Source organism: Pseudoalteromonas sp. Scap06 (assembly GCF_013394165.1).
Classification (GTDB): Bacteria; Pseudomonadota; Gammaproteobacteria; order Enterobacterales; family Alteromonadaceae; genus Pseudoalteromonas.
Genome location: NZ_CP041330.1, coordinates 583,323 through 604,947 on the forward strand (window position 1 = coordinate 583,323; position 21,625 = coordinate 604,947).

The 21,625-nt window shown below is 36.8% G+C and carries 19 protein-coding genes; 16 read left to right on the forward strand and 3 right to left on the reverse strand.

Features of this window, described 5'->3' with window-relative positions; translation table 11 throughout:
• Positions 1-4 precede the first annotated feature (4 nt).
• The 3 genes from FLM47_RS02710 to FLM47_RS02720 are packed head-to-tail and all read right to left on the reverse strand — an operon-like array spanning position 5 to position 3,602.
• Positions 5-2,506 carry an N-6 DNA methylase gene (locus FLM47_RS02710; protein WP_178955007.1) on the reverse strand — a complete coding sequence of 834 codons (2,502 nt, stop codon included), beginning with the start codon at positions 2,504-2,506 and terminating at the stop codon, positions 5-7.
• Positions 2,507-2,509: 3 nt separating this feature from the next.
• The gene (locus FLM47_RS02715; RefSeq protein WP_178955009.1) at positions 2,510-3,418 is read right to left on the reverse strand and encodes a restriction endonuclease; all 909 of its coding nucleotides are present in this window, start codon (positions 3,416-3,418) and stop codon (positions 2,510-2,512) included.
• A gap of 10 nt (positions 3,419-3,428) precedes the next feature.
• Positions 3,429-3,602 (reverse strand): helix-turn-helix domain-containing protein, encoded by a 174-nt coding sequence (locus FLM47_RS02720; RefSeq protein ID WP_058428373.1) that lies wholly within the window; start codon positions 3,600-3,602, stop codon positions 3,429-3,431.
• 434 nt (positions 3,603-4,036) lie between these two features.
• Here FLM47_RS02720 and FLM47_RS02725 point away from each other — a divergent pair, with 434 nt between their 5' ends.
• The 16 genes from FLM47_RS02725 to FLM47_RS02800 all read left to right on the forward strand — a co-directional run bounded on the left by FLM47_RS02725 (position 4,037) and on the right by FLM47_RS02800 (position 21,506).
• Positions 4,037-4,915: a TnsA endonuclease N-terminal domain-containing protein gene (locus FLM47_RS02725; protein ID WP_178955012.1), complete on the forward strand. Its 879-nt coding sequence runs from the start codon at positions 4,037-4,039 to the stop codon at positions 4,913-4,915.
• Positions 4,912-7,110 carry a DDE-type integrase/transposase/recombinase gene (locus tag FLM47_RS02730; RefSeq protein WP_178955014.1) on the forward strand — a complete coding sequence of 733 codons (2,199 nt, stop codon included), beginning with the start codon at positions 4,912-4,914 and terminating at the stop codon, positions 7,108-7,110. Before FLM47_RS02725 ends, FLM47_RS02730 begins: the two co-directional genes overlap by 4 nt.
• Before the next feature lie 12 nt (positions 7,111-7,122).
• Entirely contained in the window at positions 7,123-8,541 is a 1,419-nt protein-coding gene (locus FLM47_RS02735) for an ATP-binding protein (protein WP_178955016.1), read from the forward strand.
• Positions 8,534-9,523 carry a TniQ family protein gene (locus FLM47_RS02740; protein ID WP_138764858.1) on the forward strand — a complete coding sequence of 330 codons (990 nt, stop codon included), beginning with the start codon at positions 8,534-8,536 and terminating at the stop codon, positions 9,521-9,523. Before FLM47_RS02735 ends, FLM47_RS02740 begins: the two co-directional genes overlap by 8 nt.
• Complete coding sequence (locus FLM47_RS02745; protein ID WP_178955018.1) at positions 9,448-10,953, forward strand: TnsD family Tn7-like transposition protein; 1,506 nt, start codon at positions 9,448-9,450, stop codon at positions 10,951-10,953. Before FLM47_RS02740 ends, FLM47_RS02745 begins: the two co-directional genes overlap by 76 nt.
• Before the next feature lie 954 nt (positions 10,954-11,907).
• On the forward strand, positions 11,908-12,402 hold the full coding sequence (locus FLM47_RS02750) for a hypothetical protein (RefSeq protein WP_178955020.1): 495 nt from the start codon (positions 11,908-11,910) through the stop codon (positions 12,400-12,402).
• A 22-nt stretch (positions 12,403-12,424) separates the two neighbouring features.
• Positions 12,425-13,123 (forward strand): hypothetical protein, encoded by a 699-nt coding sequence (locus tag FLM47_RS02755; protein WP_178955022.1) that lies wholly within the window; start codon positions 12,425-12,427, stop codon positions 13,121-13,123.
• 423 nt (positions 13,124-13,546) lie between these two features.
• A complete protein-coding gene (locus FLM47_RS02760) occupies positions 13,547-14,356 on the forward strand; it encodes a transposase (protein WP_256729630.1) in 810 nt (269 codons plus the stop codon).
• Between the two features lie 650 nt (positions 14,357-15,006).
• Positions 15,007-15,144: a hypothetical protein gene (locus tag FLM47_RS02765; RefSeq protein ID WP_178955024.1), complete on the forward strand. Its 138-nt coding sequence runs from the start codon at positions 15,007-15,009 to the stop codon at positions 15,142-15,144.
• Positions 15,145-15,200: 56 nt separating this feature from the next.
• Positions 15,201-15,950 (forward strand): hypothetical protein, encoded by a 750-nt coding sequence (locus FLM47_RS02770; protein WP_178955026.1) that lies wholly within the window; start codon positions 15,201-15,203, stop codon positions 15,948-15,950.
• 17 nt (positions 15,951-15,967) lie between these two features.
• The gene (locus FLM47_RS02775; protein WP_178955027.1) at positions 15,968-17,029 is read left to right on the forward strand and encodes a M50 family metallopeptidase; all 1,062 of its coding nucleotides are present in this window, start codon (positions 15,968-15,970) and stop codon (positions 17,027-17,029) included.
• On the forward strand, positions 17,026-17,484 hold the full coding sequence (locus tag FLM47_RS02780) for a hypothetical protein (RefSeq protein ID WP_178955029.1): 459 nt from the start codon (positions 17,026-17,028) through the stop codon (positions 17,482-17,484). Before FLM47_RS02775 ends, FLM47_RS02780 begins: the two co-directional genes overlap by 4 nt.
• A gap of 893 nt (positions 17,485-18,377) precedes the next feature.
• Complete coding sequence (locus FLM47_RS02785) at positions 18,378-18,704, forward strand: hypothetical protein (RefSeq protein ID WP_178955031.1); 327 nt, start codon at positions 18,378-18,380, stop codon at positions 18,702-18,704.
• A gap of 206 nt (positions 18,705-18,910) precedes the next feature.
• Entirely contained in the window at positions 18,911-19,339 is a 429-nt protein-coding gene (locus tag FLM47_RS02790) for a hypothetical protein (protein WP_013464098.1), read from the forward strand.
• 11 nt (positions 19,340-19,350) lie between these two features.
• Complete coding sequence (locus tag FLM47_RS02795; RefSeq protein WP_013464099.1) at positions 19,351-20,379, forward strand: hypothetical protein; 1,029 nt, start codon at positions 19,351-19,353, stop codon at positions 20,377-20,379.
• A 476-nt stretch (positions 20,380-20,855) separates the two neighbouring features.
• The gene (locus FLM47_RS02800; protein ID WP_256729631.1) at positions 20,856-21,506 is read left to right on the forward strand and encodes a CPBP family intramembrane glutamic endopeptidase; all 651 of its coding nucleotides are present in this window, start codon (positions 20,856-20,858) and stop codon (positions 21,504-21,506) included.
• Positions 21,507-21,625 lie beyond the last annotated feature (119 nt).

Genomic DNA, 21,625 nt, shown 5'->3' on the forward strand with positions numbered 1-21,625 from the left:
ATTTTTACTTCTTAAAATGTGAATCAATGTATTCTAACAGTTCATAACCGTTCAGAGTTACAGATGCAGTACCGCGTCTAATAATAAAATCTGTTGGGTCGCTGAGAATAGCACCTTCTTTAGTTTTAGTGGGGATTAATACAGGTTTAGTTGCTTGTTTGCAGTCAACCACGATAATAGTTTTATTAGTTATCTCTACAGATGAGTATTCTATCCACTTATTATTTCTTTCACCGAGCAAATTGGCTACATCTTGGGATAGACGCTTAATGTAGGCCTCCGCTTTTACCTCTTTAATGTGTTGCATTTCCAGTTCGACACCACTGACTTGGCTATCATCTGTAACACCAATTAATAAAGTCCCGCCATCAGTGTTTAGAAATGTAGCTATGTTTTTAGCAATTTTATATTGTTCTGCTTTACATTTTTTCTTGTGATCTTTGTCACCCTTCTTGAATTTTCCACCCAAGTCATCGACATTTACGAAAAATGTTTTTTTAAACTCAATGCGTTGCGTTTCATTTATTTTAATGAGTTGTTTTACTCTGCTCACTTCATCTAGCGTAGATAGTTCATAAACGAAATCATCCGTTCTAGATTCAACCTCTTGGTAAAGTGCTGGCTTTGTAAGTAAGTCACTTTTATATGTGGTAAGTTGCTCTCTCGCCACATCTAACTTCCTGGCCAAGTCGATAATTCTATTTTGTTCGTTTTTTGATGGAATGAATATTGTTAAACTCTCAAGATCCTGCCTATTTAACATAGGCATCGTCGTACCACGAGGTAAATGGGATAGTGTTAATTTGCCAAGTTCAGATTCAAAAAATAATTTTACATATGCGCTTGAAACTATATTTTCATCAAACTGAATTTCGAAGAAATTCGACTTGTTTCTAGTACCTATCTCATCGTGTTCAATACACTGTTTTGTACCTCTTGCCATTTTACTAATAACTACGGTATTTGAACGAGGACTATCAGAAGGAGAGTTAATGGATTTTACTGCGCAGTTTTTACGGTTAGAGGAAAAAGTATATTCTTTAAAGGCTTGATAATGTGCATTGAGTTCATTTATTCTTCTTAAAACAGGTGAATTATCAACATAGCCCCTTACACTAAGATCATAATCATTATCACGAATCTCTTCTGTTTGAACTAGTTTTGAATAACTTCCTTCAGTCGCGTAAGAAAGGTATGTACTAGTCATTTTTTGGATATCTTCTGGACGTAACCGGTTCGCGTAGCGAACTTCAGTATAGTCATGTGAAGCATCAACAAATAAAGTCTGTTGTTTTCTCTCTTCCGGTTTGTTTTTATTAAGGACTAAAATAGCCGCTGGTATACCTGTACCATAAAACAGCCCTGATGGTAGAGCTATGACAGCTTCTAATAGGTCATCTTCAACCATACCAGAGCGAATTTGTTTTTCATCTGAACTCCTGAAAAGAGCTCCAAAAGGAACAACGGAAACTACCTTCCCGTTCGCTTTACAAGTAGCAAGCATATGCTGTAAAAACATTAAATCAGCTTTTTTAGAGCCTAATGGCACTGAACCATATTTAAACCTTTCAGGATATTTAAAATCGTCTTTTAAACTCTGCCCTCGGGTGCCAAAGTTACAAGAAAAAGGAGGGATCGATAGTACTGTATCAAATTGTGCCAACTTTCCATCGCTATTTATATGAGCTGGGCTTTCTAATGTGTCGTCATTAGTGAGATGGCTTAATGGAACACCTGAAAAGAGCAGGTTCATTTTAGCAATAGACCAGGTTACTCCAGCAACTTCTTGTCCATAAAGATCTAAATTAACATTGTCACCTGTCTTGCTGGCTATGTGCTTTTTTGCTTCAACAAGCATGCTAGCAGAGCCACAGAAGGGATCGTAGATAGAGGTATTATTTTCAGGGTTAGCCAGCTTAACCAGTAATTTAACTATTGCTCTCGGTGTATAAAATTCTCCAGCTTTTTTTCCAGCACTTTCAGCAAAATAGCCTAATAACGATTCAAAAGCTTCGCCTAATACATCACCATTTTCTAAATTATTATCAGCAAAATTCAACTGGTCGAAGTGATTGATAAACTCACGTAGTTGGCCATCTGTAAATGGCTTTTTCCCAACGTTACGATTGAAGTCTATATATTCTAAGACATCTTGTAGTGAGCTATTACCTTGCTCTAATCCTCCAAGCGCTTCATTTAGGCAGTTGCCTATATTTTTATGAGCGTGATTGATTAGATAGTTCCAGCGAGATGTCTGTGGTACATAAAATGAGTTTTTGTACCACAGCTTGCTTTCTGAAATCTCCTTAGCACCTTCAAGGCATTTGCCATTTAACAATTGTTCTTTTATGACTTCTTCTTGGCGTGCTTGAAATGTATCGTTGCAGCGCTTTAAAAACAGCATACCGAAGATGTATTCTTTAACATCGTAGGCATCAGCTCTACCACGAATTAGATCTGTAGCTTTAAAAAGGTGGCTTTCCAATTCAGCTTGAGTTATTTTCACTTATCAGCCTTCAAAAAATTCTTCGTCAATCTTTTTCAGGTGCAATACCTGTTCGTCACGGCTGCCGATGTTGTATCGCAGCATGAGCTTCGCTAATTCAGTGCCGTTGATAAGTACAATGCGAGTACCTAAATTTTGTGCTGTCTCGATGGCTGATGCGGTGAACTCAGAAGTAGTAATAAAAATACCTTTCTGCGCTTTTTTAAGATTTAATGCACCAAAGAAGTCACGAATATCACCAGCGCCCACATTGTTACCTTTGGCATAACGTTTGGCTTGGATGTATATTTGATCAACACCCAGTGGATCTTGGTCTATAACCCCATCTACACCATTGTCGCCGGTTTTACCTAGTGCATGGGCTGCACCTTCACCTGTTCCGCCATAACCCATGGCGACGAGTAGCTCAATTAATAGGTCTTCAAAAAAAGCGGGGGTGACTTTACGGGTTCTATCGAGGATATCTTGTGCTAGAGCATCGTTAATCTTTTTGTAGGCGACTCTTAGTGCTTCATCAGGGGTAATGTCTGATTCTACATCAACACTAGGCGTATCAGATTCATTTGTCTTTTGTTTAAATGCGACAAATTCATCAAATTGCTTGAGATAGTCATTGTCAATTTTAACACTGGGATCTTGCAAAGCTGATATACCACGAGCGGTGATCACAAAATGTGCTCGTCGTGTGGTTTCAAGCAAGCCTGCTTTGGTTAGGTAAGTCCTAGCCCAACCAACACGGTTATCAAGAATAGATTGTCTGCCGCTTGGCAGTGTCTCTTCACGTTCAGCTTCAGATAAACAGAACTTATCAGCTAACTGATTTATCACATCGCGTAACCTAACTTCTTTGCCATCAGCTTGATGAGCAATTTTGAGAAAGGGGCGCATGAATTCTTGATAACTTGGGATCATATAACATTCCTTATTTTTGTTTTTGTTCTTCAATCCATTGCTCTAAATCTACGCGTTTAAAGCGCCAACTACCACCCACCTTAAAGCCGGGTAATTTGCCTTCACTTGCAAGACGGTATGCCGTCTTTTCATTTAGCTTTAAGTACGTAGCGACCTCTTGAATGGTCAAAATATCATCGGCCATGTTTAATCTCTGTATGTGAACAAATTGATAGTATGAGAAAATTGAGGAATTAGCAATTGATCGCAATCGATCTTATTTTGTTATTTTGTTGTATTTTTGAGCTGTTAAAAATTATTTTATAAAATATTTATTTAATTTTGATCATGCCTTAAAAATATTTGTTTATCTTGCGTTGAAATATTTCAATTTTTAAAGCCCCAAAATACCTCACAACAAAATTATTGTTTCCATTTCCAATTCAAAAACTTATTTTTAGACAAAAATATTCCGTTGATTTAATTCAATTTTCACTTGCACAATTCTGATGTTGTTCAAGGTTGCTGTTGCAACACAAAAATGTTGTTTTTCATGTGGTTATGGTTTTTAGGTGGGTTGATCAAAGTTTGATCTACAGGCAAGATATTATTCCCGAATGAATCAATTGCAGGATGCATATGAAATTAAAAGAGGTTACCACTACACCAAAAGTTATGGAAAAGTTAAACCGGTGGAAGCGTGACATACAAAGTTTAACAACGGAGAGTTATCGACCGTATTTAACGGTAAAAGCTGTAAATCAATATGGCCGTAGGCATTGGATCTTTTGCAATGTACAGAAGCGTCATGCTCATTTGTTGAGTGATGGTGAATTACGGATGTACAAAAAATTGATTTGGGCCAGAGGTACTAAGCGTGTATTTGAGCAGTATGCACTCGATTTAAATGAAACTTTAAATATTGCAGTCGCGGGTAATTTAATTCACCCACGCAATTGGGAGACCTCGGAGGCATATGTGATGACAACAGATTTTTTGGTTCAACATCAAGACCTAGAAAACCCGAGTCGCATAATAACGACGGCATATAGCTTTAAATATGCCTCTCAAATTTACGTGGTGGATGAAGAAGGGGTTGAGCTGGAGGGCTCGATAAAAGGCGAAGAAAGAAAGGTGCTACAGCGCAAGAATGCTCGAACTTGGCAGAAATTTGCTATTGAACGAGAGTATTGGCGACGCCGTGGCACCAAGTATCGAATTGTCACTGAATTAGATGCTACCAAGGAAGAGTTCAATAACATCAGGTTCTGTGAGCCTGGTGGATTTATGAGCTTTGAGGATGAGTTGGTTAGAATATTCGTGTTTACTTTTTGCCACGTATGGCAAAGGTACTTCATGAAACCACTTGAGTTTTTACTGTTACATACAAGGCAACAGTTAAATTGCTCTGATGAGCAAGTTATTCGGCTTTTTCAATTTAGTGTACTCAAGCATTTTCTTCCGCTTAGGCATAGCAATACGTTACAGTTCCATCGTCCTGTGGAGCTTACCTTATGATGCTAAAAATGGGTACGCGCCTGACTAACGAGAAAAAGAATATTGATCTTCTTGTTTGTCACGTTAGTTTTGGTCGACAGTATACTGCTTTGTATGATCTAAATGGTTTTGACCCAAAAAAGAACCTTTCTAAACCTGAAGCATGGCGTATGGATGATGTATTGGCACATATAACTAGCCACTCATTAAAAGTAGAGCGTTTTGACTACCCGGTTGTTATGACTAGAAGTGATGACTGGATTGCTACTGAAATGGGGAAAGGTGCCTGGCTTGATAAACGTGACTATAAATTTAGGAAAATCGAAAGTCTTGTTAGTCCCGATAAAATTGAGCAGTACTTGTATGGTAAGGGGCTAGCGGCTGAGATAAAGCCACTTCTCGGAAAGGATAAGTGGAAAGGGAAAGCATCATTTCATTCTGCGATCAATCGATACATCATTTTTGGCTGTACCAAAAATTCATTGTTGCCATTTGGCTTGATGCAATGTGGCTCAAACTACCGTTATGTTAAAGACTTGAGTGACTCCCAGATTAAGCGTGGTCCAAACGGTAAGAACGGTAAAGTGAAAGTTCGTTCAAACGCACGGTGTGTAAATGATGTTGATAAATTAAACATTAAAAAAACTGCTGCTTTTATCAAATCTAATCACGTTAACTTTTCTATTGCGTTTGCTTATCGGCTATATCACAGGACATTTGAACGCTATGTAATCGAAAGAGAGACGACATTAGGTACCCAACATATCTTTCACCCATTTCCTGAGGAAGATCGAATCAGTGATGGCATGTTTCGCTATCACTTTAAAAAAATTATTGATAAAGCATCACTTCTTCGTTTGAAACATGGAGATGTTAACTTCGCTAAAGACTTTGAGGATAGACAAGGCAAGTCTTTTGATGGGGTACTTGGCGCCACACAGCGCTATGAAGTCGATGCAACCATTCTTGATTGTTACGTGCGTTATCCTTTTGATACAAGTAAGCGCTATTCAATGGGGCGTCCTGTTTTATATCTCGTAGTCGATGTTTATTCAACAATGATTGTTGGGATGTATTTGGGGTTTGATGGCCCCAATTGGCAAGGAGTATCTCAGGCTTTGGCAAATGCATGTTTAGATAAAGTTGAATTTGCTAAACGTTTTGGCGTTCTTCTTGATAAAAATGATTGGCCCGCTAAACATGTGCCAATTGAATTAGCAATAGACAATGGACCTGAATATAGGAAAACCTTCATTGATGCTCTTTTAAACGCGAGAATTGGTATTGAAGATGTTGCGTTTATGGCTATTTATCGCGGTGATGCTAAAGGAGTGGTTGAGCGCAAATTTGGTACTGTTAATGATCAAGTTATTAAGTTTATTCCTGGTGCATTAGCAGAGTTACCAAAACGTGAAGATAGCCATGCATCTAATAATGCGTTGTACGATTATGACTCATTAATGCAAGTGTTAATCGCAGAAATTTGCTACCACAACAATTCAGCAGATCGTCTCAAGCGACTTAACTTCAAAGGCCTTGTAAATGGTGCGGACTTTACGCCGAAAGCGATTTTTTTAAATAGCTTAGAAGACATGGAAAAGGTCGGGCGATTAAACTCTGGAGTAAGTGAAGCTAAAATTCGGTGGGCATTTTTGCCTGAAGAGCGTGCGACGGTAACTTCTAGCAGTATACGTTTTGAAGGGGTCGAATACCATCACCCCTATTTCAAATCTAGTGGTGGCTATGCTAGAGCTAGGCATCATGGCACATTCAACATATTAGTCAAAAGGATGTACGACAATATCAATGAGCTGTTACATGAAACCGACGATGGTCAGATCGTTAAGTTACGCCTTAAAAATATCAATAACGAAAATCCTTTAGCAAGTCAGCATTGGGAGCAGGTAATGCACTTGATGGAGCAAGAAAAAGATATGCTTCACGAGCATAAGCAAAATGCTCTGATCACACGTTCATATTGGGATTCTGTTACTGATCTTACTACTGCGCAACAGGAGGCTGAGCGCTCGCTCGCACCTAAAAATAAACATAAATCTATCCAACCAGGCATTAAAGCTCGTCAACAAATTCAGAAGCTTGTGCTAAGAACTCAAGCGAATCAACAGTTGGATAATACATTTGGTACTGGAACCGACTTAGAGTCAATGAAGCCCGCCGTCATGGATGACTTAGACGACGAATTGTATGGAGATTAAGGGAGTAATCTTTTGAAAAAAGAAGCGATATATCGAAAACACCCGCTTGATAGCTTAAATGGAAATCCTCTTACCGAGGCTATTGAAGTAATAGCGCACGAAGACGAGCTGAATAAAAAGCTTACTTTCAAACCTACTTTTGAAAAGAGCTTAACTAATATACCAGCTGTATATCAGCAGGTATTTCTAGAGCGGTTAGAAAAGGTTCACGTTCCAGCGCCATACTTATATGGAATGTATAACAAGTTTGTAGGGCTTATTTTAGATGGATATTCTAAGTACACGCCACATTCTGCGGAAACTAACAAATTGCAAATGGCAATCGCCTTGGCAGCTAGAAAGGGGGATCGATTAGAAGAGAAATTTATTTCTCGAACAACCGCGCCTAGCGTATTTGTTCATGGTCATAGCGGTGTTGGTAAGACGAAAGGAATTCGCAGTGTTCTGAACGTGATCCCACAAGTGATCAAGCACAACAAGTTTGAGGACAAAATCTTCCGGCAAGATCAGCTCGTTTGGATATCGCTTGATATGCCATCGACTCCATCAACCAAGGGGTTGGCGCTCAATTTTTTTAACGCTGTTGATGAAGCCCTTGATACAGATTTTTATGAACAGTGGAAAGATAAATCACATTACTCTGTAGAACGCCACTTAAGTCAAATGCAGTCAATTGCTGTGGCACATCATTTGGGGTTGGCTCATATTGATGAATTGCAGTTCATGTTGAAATACAAAAATAGTAAAAATGCGCCATCCTTCACTACGATTGAAGCTTTGTTTAACAAAATGGGTATTCCTATTGTTCTTTCATCAACAACATCTGGTAGGGAGATGTTTTTATCTGACACTAAAAGCCCAGATTTTACGATCACACGCAGATTATTGACCAACCGTGAATATCAGTTTTCTTTGTACGGGGTAAAGAGTAAGTTTTTTAACTCTCTCTTTGATGCATTGTTCCCTGAATCATTTTGCAAGAGTAGCGAAATGCCAGATAAGCAGTTCAAACAAGTTTTTTGTTATTTAACGTGTGGTCTGCCTGCAATGATGACGAGGTTGGCGATACTGCATCATGAGTCAATTGCAATGTTGAAGAATAAATACCCCGATAAAGCCGATGCATATCGCACGGGTGACGTGGGAAGGTTACATAAGACGTATAACAATCAATTCTCTTTGATTGCTGGCGCTTTAGATAATCTCAGAGCGGGAAATATTCAACAGTTTGATGAGGGTGTGAACAAACTGGATCAAAAAGAGCATGTTTTAACAAACGAAGAAGTAAAGTTAGCTGCAAAAGCTGAGCGCAAAAAAGTACAAAAGTTATTACCTGACGTGGTGCCAGACCCATTAGGTATACCTCGAGTGTGTATGGATATTGATTCTAAAGATATGCTCAATTTCATTGAGGAGGGATCTGATGACTAATATATCCTTCATGCCTACCCCTTTTGATGGCGAGCACTTTGCGGGAGTGGTGTCTCGTAAGGCAACCCTTTTAGATAGTAGTAACCCTAAGCTGGTGTTTGAGCGCATGCTTTCAGAGGATGGCTCTTTGAGCAATCAACGAATCTATCATCCGTTAATTGATGTTGCTGCGAATGCGTATGAGGGGAGTATAAGCAGAGAATATCTGTTAAGAAAACACTCATTGTTTCCTTATTATTCACCTTCGATGCATTTTCGTGATGTTGATAAGATCATTAATAAGCGGATCAGGAAAGGAGGCCTTTGGAAACGCTGCGAATTTATTGAGCAAGTACCATCCTTATCGGCTCCATTATGCAGAACATTGTCGTTTTCTTTAGCTTGGCGATGGTGCCCATTATGCGCTATTGAAGATGAAAAACGTGTAGGTACTTCCTATTGGCACGTTGAACACCAGTTACCTTCGATGATCACTTGTTCAAAGCATGCTTGCGAATTGCTTGAAAGCTGCAATACCTGTGGATTTTCTAGCATTGATATAAGAGTTATGGCGACGCCACCAACCACCAATAAATGTACTAAATGTGGTGCTATTCATAGGGCAAGTTACGTAGATTTAAATGGGCATATTACATGGGTACAGCAAGCGAGTATGGATTTATTAAATTCACCTGGAATGCTTTCTAAACCATACTTTGAACACGTAATGAAACGAGGTATTCAAAGTGGCTTTTCTAATTTAAACGGAGGGAGAATACGAGAGCAAGTATTTGTGGCAGCGAGACTTCAGCAAGACTTTGTAGCGTGGTTTTTTGAACATGGCTTTGAACGTTTTTTTCATGAGCCTGAAGTTGTAATCAATTACAAAACGTTAAGTCTCGAAAAGGCGTTACGAAACGTAAATGGGTGGCATCCATTGTTTGTATTGATGTGGCTGCGCTTTTTGGCGGTAGAATGGCCTTCGTTAGAAATTGCAGCTTAAGTGCGCTGCTACCCAACGAGACTATTTACAGTTGGCTCGCTAGAGCAGGGCTAATAAGCGGTTTAGCTACGGATCATGACTTTTTGCTGGTTAGGTTGGGGTATACTGGCCAGCAATTAACATCCATATTCCCATCTTTTATTGTTCCAGTTTCAGAAAGTGTGAGCGTGGGCATTGACGAATTAATCGTAAAACACACAGTTTTGCCATTTTTTAAGCCTTTTATACAAAGTGATGTCTTCCAAGAAGCTTTTACTAAAATGCTTGAGGGAGCATGCACTGATGCGTACAGTCAATTCTCGCTACTGGCTAATCGAATACCAGAACCGACAGTCCTATGTTATTGCCCGCAGTGTGCCGCCCAAGACATCAAAAACGTAGGTGTGGCGTATTGGCATGTTGCCCATCAATTACCTTGGATTAACTACTGTCCATTTCATTTAATAAAGCTAGAAGCAATAAAACGTGAAAGGAAATTGCTCGTATTGCCGCCTCAGGTTGTAAGTGAGGGCAAAGGTTTAACACAGGCAAGCCTAAAGCAGGCAAGACTTGCTCAAGATGCGTATGCACTCTGGTCTTTAAATTTAGAATCCATTGATTCAGATGTTTTGAGAAGGGTTTATTTACATGGGTTAAATGCGAATAATCTCGTATGTAATTATGGGTCTGTCAGGCAAGAAAAATGGCAAACAAGCCTTAAGGAGTACTGGGTAAATGAGTTGCCTAAAGGGCTTTTTGATGCGGTTTTTGGGGGGAGTAAAAGCAATAGCTACCCATCAAACTTTATTTATCAATCCCACGCACAGTTTCACTCATTAAAACACCTACTCGTGATACAGCATTTATTTGGCAGTTTGTCAGAGTTTTTGAAGTGTTGCTCTAATCCGAATCAATTAAACGTGAGGCCAGATCATTTAATTAATGATGCGTTTGAACGAGTTAATCCAGAAAAAACAGATTTACTTTTAAAGCAGTTAAGAAATGGTATGAGTATGCGTCAAGCTGCTAAGCGAGCAAATGTTAGTGTGGGGTATGCTAAATCTATAGCTATGCAAAATAACATACGAATACACCGTAGAGCACAGTTCTTATTTGCGACAGAGCGTAAGCAAATTCTTTCTAGGCTAAGAACTGGCGAACTTACAACTTCAATTGCCAAAGAGATGGAATGCTCGCAAAGTGCTGTTGAACAGTTATTGACTCAGTTTCCTGATATTAAAGAATTACGTATCCAGCTTCGATTTGAAAAGCAACGCAACACGCATCGCTCAATATTACATGAATGTTTGGATAGAACAAAAGCGCCTACTCGTGGAGAGATTCAAGCATTATGTAGAAGTTCTTACACGTGGCTTTTTAAACATGATAAGGAATGGCTGTATGAAACTTTACCGTCTGCAATACCAAGAAATAGACGTAGAGGGTATTAGGATGAAGCCTTAATTTGGTTAAATACTGTAATGAAGCCTTGTTCGCGATCAGGATGAAGCCTTAATCCGGTTAAATACTATAATGAAGCCTTGTTCGTGATCAGGATGAAGCCTTAATTCGGTTAAATACTATAATGAAGCCTTGTTTGCGATCAGGATGAAGCCTTAATTTGGTTAAATACTGTAATGAAGCTTTGTTCGCGATCAGGATGAAGCCTTAATTTGGTTAAATACTGTAATGAAGCTTTGTTCGGGATCAGGATGAAGCCTTAATCCGGTTAAGTACTGTAATGAAGCCTTGTTTACGATTAGAGTGAAGCCTTAATTCAGTTAAGTACTGCAATGAAGCCTTGTTTACGATTAGAGTGAAGCCTTAATTTGGTTAAATACTGTAATGAAGCCTTGTTTGCGATCAGGATGAAGCCTTAATGAGATTTGATCTGAGAGAAAACCATATGTCTATGGACATTATTGATAACTTACTTTTTGAGGCCTGCCTTGATGATATTTTTGTTAGTTACTCAGGGTATTGGCTAGACAGAACTATAAGTCCGCAGGAGTGCTGAGACGGAAGACATTTTAAAGAAATCAGTAATATGACAAGTTAGTATTTTGTTCCCAAATTCCAAATATTTAGACAGGTAGGTCTTCGGTGTACTGGATTAAAGCTAGATTTAATACTAAAAACGTCATCTTAACTTTCACTAAACCTGATTTAAGAGGCTCGCAGCATAGAGATATCAAGGGTTATTCTAAATGTTTAATTGTGTAAATATCATTGAACATTGATATTGGATTGTAAAATAGGAGTTTACAGTAAAGCGCTGTAATAGTAATTGTTTAGGATAAGTGGTAAAACAAGTCAAAGTGTGAAATAGAAACGGATTCATTAGAAAAGTGGAAGAATCTAACCGAAAATAAATTGAACTGAATTAATCTCTTGCTGGAAGTGTTGTGCTAGATAAAGTAATAAAAATTAATAAGCTTTTGGATTCTCAAAACCTATATACATTGAAAGAGGCTAAGAGGGAAATTCCAACTAAATCTTCCGGGTTTTATTGGATTTTTACTAAGTTACCTCTAGACAGATTTATTGAGGCTCCGACTCCTACTAACCCTGTTCATGTTGATTTATCGTTAATGGCTAAGGTTCATCAAGATTCAAAGTGGGTTATCAAGCAAAGTGGTGAAGAATACTGGTGTGTTTATAATGGCAAAGGCACTGATTTAAAAGCTCGAGTGTCAGCTGCTTTTACAAATACAGATGGACAAACCGGAAAGCTAGCTTTAACTCGTTGCTTAAATGAGAAAGACTTTAGAGTTAAGTTTGTTGTGTGTGATTGTAAAAATCCTATATATGGTATTAATAATTCATTTTCTGAATTACAAAGAGATTTGGAACGAGTATGGCGCTTAAACTTTGGTTGGCCATTTCTTTCATGCATATAACAAGCTAATTGAGAGTGAAATTGTGAACATATTGGTAACCCCACCAGAGCAACATTTTGACAAAGGCCTAGGAATTTCGGCACGGCACTTTAGAGACGCAGCTAAAGCATTACAAAAAAATGAAAATAGCAAAGAGTTAGTCTCGCCTACTTGTTATGTTCAGCGACATGCTATTGAGTTGTACTTGAAATCGCTAATTTATATATTACATAAAAAATATAACATCCCTTTTGGAGAAGGTTTCAGTTTAGAAAAACCTGCTATTTGCGTAAATGGGAAGTGGAAGTTGCTTTCCAATACTCATAATTTGGCGGACCTATACAGCTATTTTTTATTGATTTTTAACGACTGTAGCGATTTACTCCCAAAAACAACTGACTGGACAATAGATACAGAATTAACAGCGCAAATAAACCTTATAAGTGGTTTTGATCCAACAAGCACATATTTCAGATATCCTGAAGCTACAAATAGGCGGCAAGATTTGAAGAAAGCCACAGTTCAACCTATAGACCTTGGTGAAAATTTGGAAAAGTTTCACCCAACAACGGATTCTCCTATCAAGTGCTCAGTAATGTTAGATTCCAATGACAATATTGTAGCTACTTACGATCTTAATCCCAATCCAATTGAACATGTGAGAAGCGCTTTAGATAAAGCAATTGACTATTTAAATAATTTACATTGTGCGTTTCTAGGCGAATTAACTAAGTGGTCATAGTCACGCACTGTTAAACCAGAAAATATGCGGTGTTAGAGATTTTCATGTTCGTTCTTGAACACAAAGCCCTCAAAATATATGTGTTACTTCTGTCCGCTTTTAACAACGTATATGACACTCAGGCTTGATTGCATTTAATCTAAACTTACGCGTTGAGCAAACACATTATTAATTGAAATGATATATCCTATTTCTGGTTGCAAACTCTATTTAAAAAGTTAAGCTCATTGATAATGAGATTTTGTGTTTTAGTTGCATTTTTTATTTGAAAAAAGCCCAACCTAACTTATTGAGTTATAATATGTGCCAGTTGCAAACTATATTCAACAATCACATTGAACTTTAAAAACGAAAGGGGTCAAATCTTGACTTCAGACATCAAAGGTCTAGATTTATAGTTTACAGCTTATTGAGTGAATCGCTATGTCTAGGCCGCTGCGAATAGAGTATGAGAATGCGTTTTATCATGTGATGAATCGCGGAAGAGGGCGTGAAAATACCTTTTTGAGTGATGACGACTTTAAATATTTTTTATATTGCATTGAGCAAGCAAGCCTTCGCTTTAATATTGAAGTGCATTCATATTGCTTAATGACCAATCATTACCACTTGCTAATCAAAACCCCTGATGCAAATTTAGGCCGAGCCATGAAGCATATTAATGGCCTTTATACCCAATACTTTAATCGAACACATAATACGGATGGTGCGTTGTTTAGAGGGCGCTACAAAGCGATACTTGTGGATGCAGATAACTATTTATTGCATGTTAGTCGGTACATTCACCGTAACCCAATTGAAACGAGTAGCCCTTTGGTAGAAGAGCTTGTTAAATATAAGTGGTCTAGCTATCCAGCTTTCATTAGAAGGGGAGTAACGCCTAAATGGCTTGTTCGAGACTTTATATTTTCGTTGCAAGGCAAAAAGCGTAAATATGCAGCTTATAAGCAGTTTGTGGAATATGAAAACAACAAAGAAATAAGCTCTTTTTATGGTGCTAAAAAGTTATTGTCGGTTTTGGGTTGTGAGGACTTTATTGAAAACATAAAAGACTATATTGCCAAGTCAGATAGTGAAAGTAAGCTTGTTAGTAAAAAGCACTCAGCAGATGATGTTATAGCTTACTTAGCTCAATACTTTAATGTTGAAGTTGATGAGATTATAGCGGTTAAAAAGGGGCGAAAAGAGAAAATTTACCACGCTGGTTTGCTATTAAATTATGCCAAGATTTAATAGGATTAAATTTGCAGGCTTTAGCAGATGTTTTTAATGTTGAACACTATTCGGCAATATCGAAAGCTGTCGGTAGGTTGAATACATTAATGGTTGAAGATAGAAAGGTTAAATTACAATTGTACAAGTTGCAAGATTGTTTGATGTCTGAAGTCAAGACTTGACCCCATTTGGTTCATTTGGTTGCACATTTGGTTGCATTTGGTTCTGACCCCATTTGGTTCATTCGGTTGAAGTCAAGACTTGACCCCATTTGGTGACCCCATTTGGTTCTCATGACCCCATTTGGTTCTCATTTGGTTCTGACCCCATTTGGTTCATTCGGTTGAAGTCAAGATTTGACCCCATTCGGTTCCAGACCCCATTCGGTTCCTTCGGTTTAAAAAGTAACAACACTTGGTTTTTTGAATAAAAAGATCAAGAAAGCACAGCTGCCTGCTTGACCGGAACTTCCTAATGGGTGACTCTTGTGGCTTTTTATGTGTTTTCTCCTTTTAAATCAATGGTTTGTAAGGGATTTTGCTTTTCGTTTCTAATTTTTCACGGTTTTGGTTAATTTTATGTTGCAATAATGCTTCCGTGAGGTTAATGTAACTTTAGAGGTACAAGAGATGCTTCAAAATCATCAACTTTATTAAAAGGAAAATAAAATGGAAAATAAAATGGAAAACATTCAACAACTTCCAGTAGAAAACAACGAAGAACTACAGCTAGATGAAATTCAAGAAGTTGAATCACATGTAGATCACGATTGGGAAATTGGCGTTGGCTGCTCAACACCTTTCTAATTGAGCTTTTAAAATAAAAAGAGAGAAGTATTACTTCTCTCTTTGTTGCGAATCTAATGAATAATAAAGAATCAAGATATCAACAAGAAAAAGCTAGGTTTTATGGTATTGCAAAGCAGGTTTGTAGCAGCAATCTAATTGAATCTCAACTTGATAAAGAATTTTCCCATTGGCTAGCTTACAGAAAATTACATGCCGACTTTTTAATTAATGGACCAGAAAGTCAATTCTATTTAAATTGCGATGTAAGCTTCGAAGACAATGTCGAAGTCGAAAATAAAAATATATTTTTTTTGTTTCATTATGGCCCTTATTTCTCTGTTCCCCTTTACTTTGTAAAAAAATTTAATTTCAGTGGCGCGGCTTTCATTCTGACTTCACAGAGTATTGATTTAGGACTTGTAGTAAAATGTGCGCATGCCTTTGGTTCAGAATTAGAACCAATTGTTATTGATGAATCAGGCTTGTTTGTGAAAAAAGTACTCAAAGCAAAAAAAGCTGGAAAATGTATTTTTATATTGGTCGATTTACCAGCCGGTAGTGACGATAAAAATTATAAGATGTTTGATACTCATTTTGGCAAAATTAAGCATCGTTTGGGGTACATGCGTATCGCCTCGATGTTAAAACAAAAACCATCTTTAATACTACCTCAAATAAGTAATGATTATAAAAAAATGTCTATTGGACTAGCTGAAATTAATAGCCATGGTGAAGTTGTAGATGAATATGTAAAGTTGTTAGGTAATGACTTCAAAAACTTTGAGCGGGTTAATGAATTAGAACGAATGTGTGAATTTAAATAGCGTAAGGGTCTGCCATAGTGAATACATTAGATGAGAGTTACATATTTAATTACAAGGAAAAATTAGATAATGGCCACGTTGTATCAATAAAAACGATTCAAGACAGATATTTCCATATCCCAAAAGACATTTTTACATTACTAGAAAAGCATTCTTCTAATACTGGTGAAATTTCCAATATGCTCAAAGCTGAGTATATTTATGATTTACATAAAAAAGGTGTGATTTATAAAGCCAGTGAGATAGAGCATATCAGTGAGAGTACTGGAGAGGAAGTTGAAGGGTTTGTTCTGTTAAAAGAGCGACCTTTAAGCTTTGCACTAAAATTCTTCAGTTTATTTAGTTACGCAAGACTATTGATTCCTTACCTAGTGTTGATATTAAGTATCTCTTTTTACCTTTATGACACTAATAATATACTTACTGCCATACCTTCAGCGTCAGTTGGTATGGGGTATGATATTTTAATTATGCTTATGCTGTATATATTTACTTCTGGCATTATTCACGAGTTGGGTCATAGTTCTTTGCTCTATAAATACCATGGTAAAGAAGCTCCAATTGGTGTCACATTTAACTATTGCTTTCCAGCATTTTTTTCGGATGTTAGAGATGCTGCATTACTTATAGACAAAAATAAAAAATTAAAAGTACTCTTTGCGGGCGTTTTATATCAAATTATCTTCTTTCCTCTATTGGTTTTACCATTTTATTTTTGGTTAGGAGAGGTTGCGCTAGTTTTACTTTTTTACATGCTAGCGATACAAATTTTCTTTAATTTGGTTCCTTTTGTAAAAAACGATGGCTATTGGATATACAAAGAAATGTTCTCAGCCAGGGAGAGGAAAAAAAGGATTCATTATTTTACTTTTAGGTTATTTTTGGTACTTGGAATTGGATACATAAGTTATGTGGTCCTTCTTACTGGATGGCATTTTTACTCGAATGTTGTCATTGAGGGAATTGCAGTTTTAGATCAGCCTGCATTTGATATTTTTAGGCAGCTTTTGGTTAGTATGTATATTGTAGTCGGTTTATATAAATACCTTTCTCAAAGAGAAAGCGAGGGGGAAATGTGAGGGATTCATTATTATTTTTATGTTTAATTTGCTCATTTGCATCAAACGCAGAAGAGCCATATAAACTTGACCTATCCATGTCATACATTGAAGGCTATAAAAGTACGGTTAATGGCAATTCCTTTGATATTGATTCGTTTTTTGAGCACGGCTTAGGGGTTTCATACCAAGTTGAACTCAGTGAATTTTGGAAAGCGGATTATAACATTGGTTTAACTTTCTCTGAGCAAGGCCCTGAAAGTCAATCTATATATGGGGTTTACACAGGGATTGATTTTGAATATCAAAACTTCAGTGAACAAATAAAGCCTTTTTTGGGGATGCAAATACATAAGCCTCTCTCATCGAGTAATACGATCGAAAATACCAGTAAGTTCAAAAAATCACTCGGGTTTAATTTCTATCCTGCCAAGGCTGCTTATTCTATTAGCTTTTCAGTTAGTCAGTCTGATTAGAGAGAATTATGGGTATTCGTAAAATATTTTTCTTTTCGGGTTTGGTTTTTATTTCTGGCTGTACTGCGACGATTAAAACCAAAGGGGTCAAGTCTTGACTTCAGACATCAAAGGTCTAGATTTATAGTTTACAGCTTTTTGAGTGAATCGCTATATCTAGGCCGCTACGAATAGAGTATGAAAATGCGTTTTATCACGTAATTAATCGTGGAAGAGGGCATGCAAACACCTTTTTGAATGATGATGGCTTTAAGTCTTTTTTACATTATATTGAGCAAGCCTTCGTTTAATATTTATGTGTATTGTTCTGTTTAATGACCAGTCACAACCACTTGCGAATCGAAATCCCGTTACTAATTTCAAGACTATAAAACTGTAGCCAACATGGGCAAAAACCTGAAAAGAGTTGGGTATGTTGGAATTGCGCTGATAGGGTTGAGGCAGCGAAGCTGGAGGTTATTCTGGAGGGGTTGCAGGCGAGTTAATATATGAGGTTGTTGAAAAGTAATGGAGCCTATTAAGTTGTGGTTTTTAACTCTGTTTCTTACATCTGCGGGTCTTTTCTTTTTTATAATATTACCAATTTTAATAGCTATAAAAGATAAAAAAACTCGGTTGGTAGAGGATGTTCTAGATGATGGAAATCGTTTTTACTCATTAAATATCATAACTGCTGGTAGCGGAGCATTGCACTACGGTTCTATATTTCTAATCGATTGGTATGCTAGGCGTTATAAGGTAATAGAGGAGAGAGAAAAGGTACCCAAAAATTTGCAGATGTGGTTTAAGCTTCATTATATTTTGTTTATAACATTTAGCCTTATGTTTTTATTAGCATGCCTAATGGCCTACTTTGTTTAGATTAACTGCTTTTCTTTTTTGTTGATTAAATAATGGATTTGATATTTTTTGGTGTTGGCTTAAGTGTTATTTTTATCATTCTTTTACCTTTAGCTTTTTATTTAAAAGCAAAAAAGCTCAGAACGGTTGAAGATATTTTAGAGCATGGAAATCGCTACTATTCCCTAAATATTTTTATGGCGCTTCATGGTTTACTTCATTATGGCAGTGTATTTTTATTTGATTGGTATGCAAAACGGTATAATTTATTAAATGATAGAAACAAGGTACCAGCTCACGTCTCGAGATTATTTAAAGTGTATTTTGTAATTTTTATGCTTTGTGCACTATTAATGTTTTCATCTGTATTCTTTGAATAAAGACTTAGATTTTAAAGAGCAAAGGACTAAATAAAAGGAAAAAAGGTCAATGGATGAGCTTGTTAGGTCTCTTTTGGTCTATATAAATAAACTCCGTATTTTGACAAAGTAGTTTTGAGTGAGATTTAGTAACTCTATTTCAAAGGTGTACATTAATTGGGGAAATATATAATATTGTTAATATCTAATATTAAACGGATTTAATTATGGAAGAAGTTACATTTTTTTCAGAAAATAAAGTTAAAGAAAAATTACAAGTACATTTTGATGGCCTGCAAAACCAACAAGTATTATATGGAAAGAAGGTAGAAAAAATATTTAAAAGAAAAAATTGCACGTATATATTCTTTACCTCCGATGATTCTCCATACGAGGAGACATTATATATTACTTTGATTGATTCAAAAGGTGAGGTTATTGAAAGTGTTGAACTCTCGAAGCCTTATTCTCCAGGGATTTTGAAAGATTTAATAATTAAAAATGATCAAACGATTGAATTCAAATTTTGGGGGGATTCGATAAATAATTTAATTATTGCCGACAAAAAAAAAGTGCACATTTCTCATGCAATACCTTCAAATGGCCTTCGTTACTCAAATAAATTATCACCAAGTTATCTAACAATAAAAGATTAAGGTTTACAAACATGGACTCGTTTATTTCTGACAAAGATGTAGAAACTAGTATTAGGCAAATGGAAGTAGCAGCAATTAACTTTGGTAGTCGTTTCATAAATGATTCAAAAGTAAGGGCGCTATATATGGAACAGACAAAAAAAATGTCTTTGGAATTAGTTAATGCTTATAAGACTGGAGTCATAACACCTAAACAAGCTGCTGTAGCTGCGAATGAAATGCGAAATGAAATCATGGCAGTCTCTCGCAGTAAAACTAGTGATATTGGTAAAGCTAAGGTTGTTAAGTTAAAGGCCAGTGGTTTGAATTTAGAGGTATTACTAGATAAATATGCAAAAAGCCAGTTCGGTAAAGGTTTTGGCGAGCTAAATGAATCAGAAGCTTCATCTATTTATAAAAAGATAGTTCAAAGTGCAGGGAAGGCAAACCCTAACGTTAGCGCCAAAGCAAACAACTTAGGCAAAGCAGGGCGAAGCTTATGGGTACTTTCTATATGTATCGCAGTTTATAATATTAGTAGTTCAGATAATAAACTCAAAGCGGCAGGACGTGAAGCAACTAACATTGGAGGTGGCTTTGCTGGGGGCGCCGCTGGGGGCGCGACTGCTGGCATCTGGTTTGGGCCTATAGGTGTAGCAGTAGGTGTTGTTGTTGGTGGAGTTTTGGGTTCTATTATATCTGATCAAGTATATATTGAACTTGCAGGCCCAGATGGGGAGTTTGCCAGAAGCTTTATACCTCGCTTTACTAATGTTTTTTCTACTAATGAGAATAAAATGGCGAGTGCTTTAATTACTGAGTGTACATATGAATTAGATAAGGTAATGGCTGTTTTTATACAGTTGAATGATAAGTATTTTACAGATGTTGATGACATAGCAATTGCTTATATAGAGTTGATTAGAACAGGTAGGTATCCTCTTATTAAGCAAGCTCTATCACTAAATAAAGCTCTGAAAAATTATCTTATTCAGATATTGGGTAGCGGCTGGACATCGTCTTCTGAGAAAGAATGCATAAGGTACCTTCGCCATGTTTAGTTACAGGGTCTAATTTAGTCAAACAGTGCTTTTTCCATTTGACCTAAATACCTCCTTATAATATTGAGGAGGTTAAAATATCTAAACATATTCTGAATATTCAGTAGAAAACCAAAAGCCGAAGGGCGGCCATTAAAAACCTCTGGTCAAGCAGGGATGTTTGTCTTTGCCTTGAATACAATACGACATATCCAGTCTTAATATCCATCTTAAAGCCACATAAAAGTATTAATTGCTGTAAACACCCTGTTTGTACCTAGAGTGCTTATTTCTTTTATAACTAATTGCTTAACAGTACCTAATTTAGGATTAGTATTAGTTACTACTTAAAACAATAATAAAATAAGTGCCAGAAATAGCCTTTAAAAAAGAGGTATTCATGGAAGATCTATTTATAGGTTTACATTGCAAATGTCGGCGTTATATTACTTTTAGTTTTGATATTAAGAGCAATTAAAAAAGTGGATTTAAATCTAATGTGGTCTTTGATTTCGTTAGGTATTTTAGTTTGCTACTTTTTTGCTTTGTTTAAAGGTGGAAAGGTTATCCCCTTGGGTATGCTTTTTCCTGATATGTCGTGGAATTGGTCTGGAAAAGTAGCGGCAATAATCCTTTGGTTAGTCGTACTATTGGCTTTAGTTAAATTTAAAGCTAACTTTCGTATTGCAGATGCTGGTTTTACTTTTAGGCAAAATGAAAACTCTATAAAACCCGCTTTTACAGTTATGTGCTTGTTTATCATTTTACAGATAGTTGTATCACTTTTTTGGAGTGGTGAAGCTAATTACGATTTAGAAACCTTACTTTATCAGGCAACAATGCCAGGCTTTGATGAGGAGCCTATGTTTAGAGGGATTCTTTTATTTTGTATATCTTTGGCAATCATATCTGAACGCTATAGTTTAGGTGGTGCGTCAATTAACATTGCAGGGTTGATCTTAGTGGTGTTATTTGGACTAGTTCATGGGGTTATGTTTAATGGTGGAGAGTGGCACTTTTCTTTCCCCGCTATTTTATTAACAGGCGGCTACGGCTTTATTTTACTTTGGCTAAGAGAGCGCACAGGGAGTTTGGTGTTTCCTATTTTAGCCCATAATAGTGTTAACTTTGTTGGGCAGCTAATCTAATTAAAAGTTTAATTTAAGAGAGGTAAAATCTTGTGTAAGTTTTTACCTCTTCACCGGCTGCAGCCAAAAGGGCTCGTTTGCAAGTGACCACAAGTCATTCATGCCTGCAATTTGAGCTC

What these genes read in the sequence shown, in the direction of transcription:
- FLM47_RS02765 (WP_178955024.1), top strand. Translation starts at nt 15,007, where the DNA reads ATGGAAAATAAAATGGAAAACATTCAACAACTTCCAGTAGAAAACAAC.
- FLM47_RS02715 (WP_178955009.1), bottom strand. Translation starts at nt 3,418, where the DNA reads ATGATCCCAAGTTATCAAGAATTCATGCGCCCCTTTCTCAAAATTGCT.
- FLM47_RS02720 (WP_058428373.1), bottom strand. Translation starts at nt 3,602, where the DNA reads ATGGCCGATGATATTTTGACCATTCAAGAGGTCGCTACGTACTTAAAG.
- FLM47_RS02740 (WP_138764858.1), top strand. Translation starts at nt 8,534, where the DNA reads ATGACTAATATATCCTTCATGCCTACCCCTTTTGATGGCGAGCACTTT.
- FLM47_RS02730 (WP_178955014.1), top strand. Translation starts at nt 4,912, where the DNA reads ATGATGCTAAAAATGGGTACGCGCCTGACTAACGAGAAAAAGAATATT.
- FLM47_RS02785 (WP_178955031.1), top strand. Translation starts at nt 18,378, where the DNA reads ATGGATTTGATATTTTTTGGTGTTGGCTTAAGTGTTATTTTTATCATT.
- FLM47_RS02725 (WP_178955012.1), top strand. Translation starts at nt 4,037, where the DNA reads ATGAAATTAAAAGAGGTTACCACTACACCAAAAGTTATGGAAAAGTTA.
- FLM47_RS02760 (WP_256729630.1), top strand. Translation starts at nt 13,547, where the DNA reads ATGTCTAGGCCGCTGCGAATAGAGTATGAGAATGCGTTTTATCATGTG.
- FLM47_RS02795 (WP_013464099.1), top strand. Translation starts at nt 19,351, where the DNA reads ATGGACTCGTTTATTTCTGACAAAGATGTAGAAACTAGTATTAGGCAA.
- FLM47_RS02790 (WP_013464098.1), top strand. Translation starts at nt 18,911, where the DNA reads ATGGAAGAAGTTACATTTTTTTCAGAAAATAAAGTTAAAGAAAAATTA.
- FLM47_RS02800 (WP_256729631.1), top strand. Translation starts at nt 20,856, where the DNA reads ATGTGGTCTTTGATTTCGTTAGGTATTTTAGTTTGCTACTTTTTTGCT.
- FLM47_RS02770 (WP_178955026.1), top strand. Translation starts at nt 15,201, where the DNA reads ATGAATAATAAAGAATCAAGATATCAACAAGAAAAAGCTAGGTTTTAT.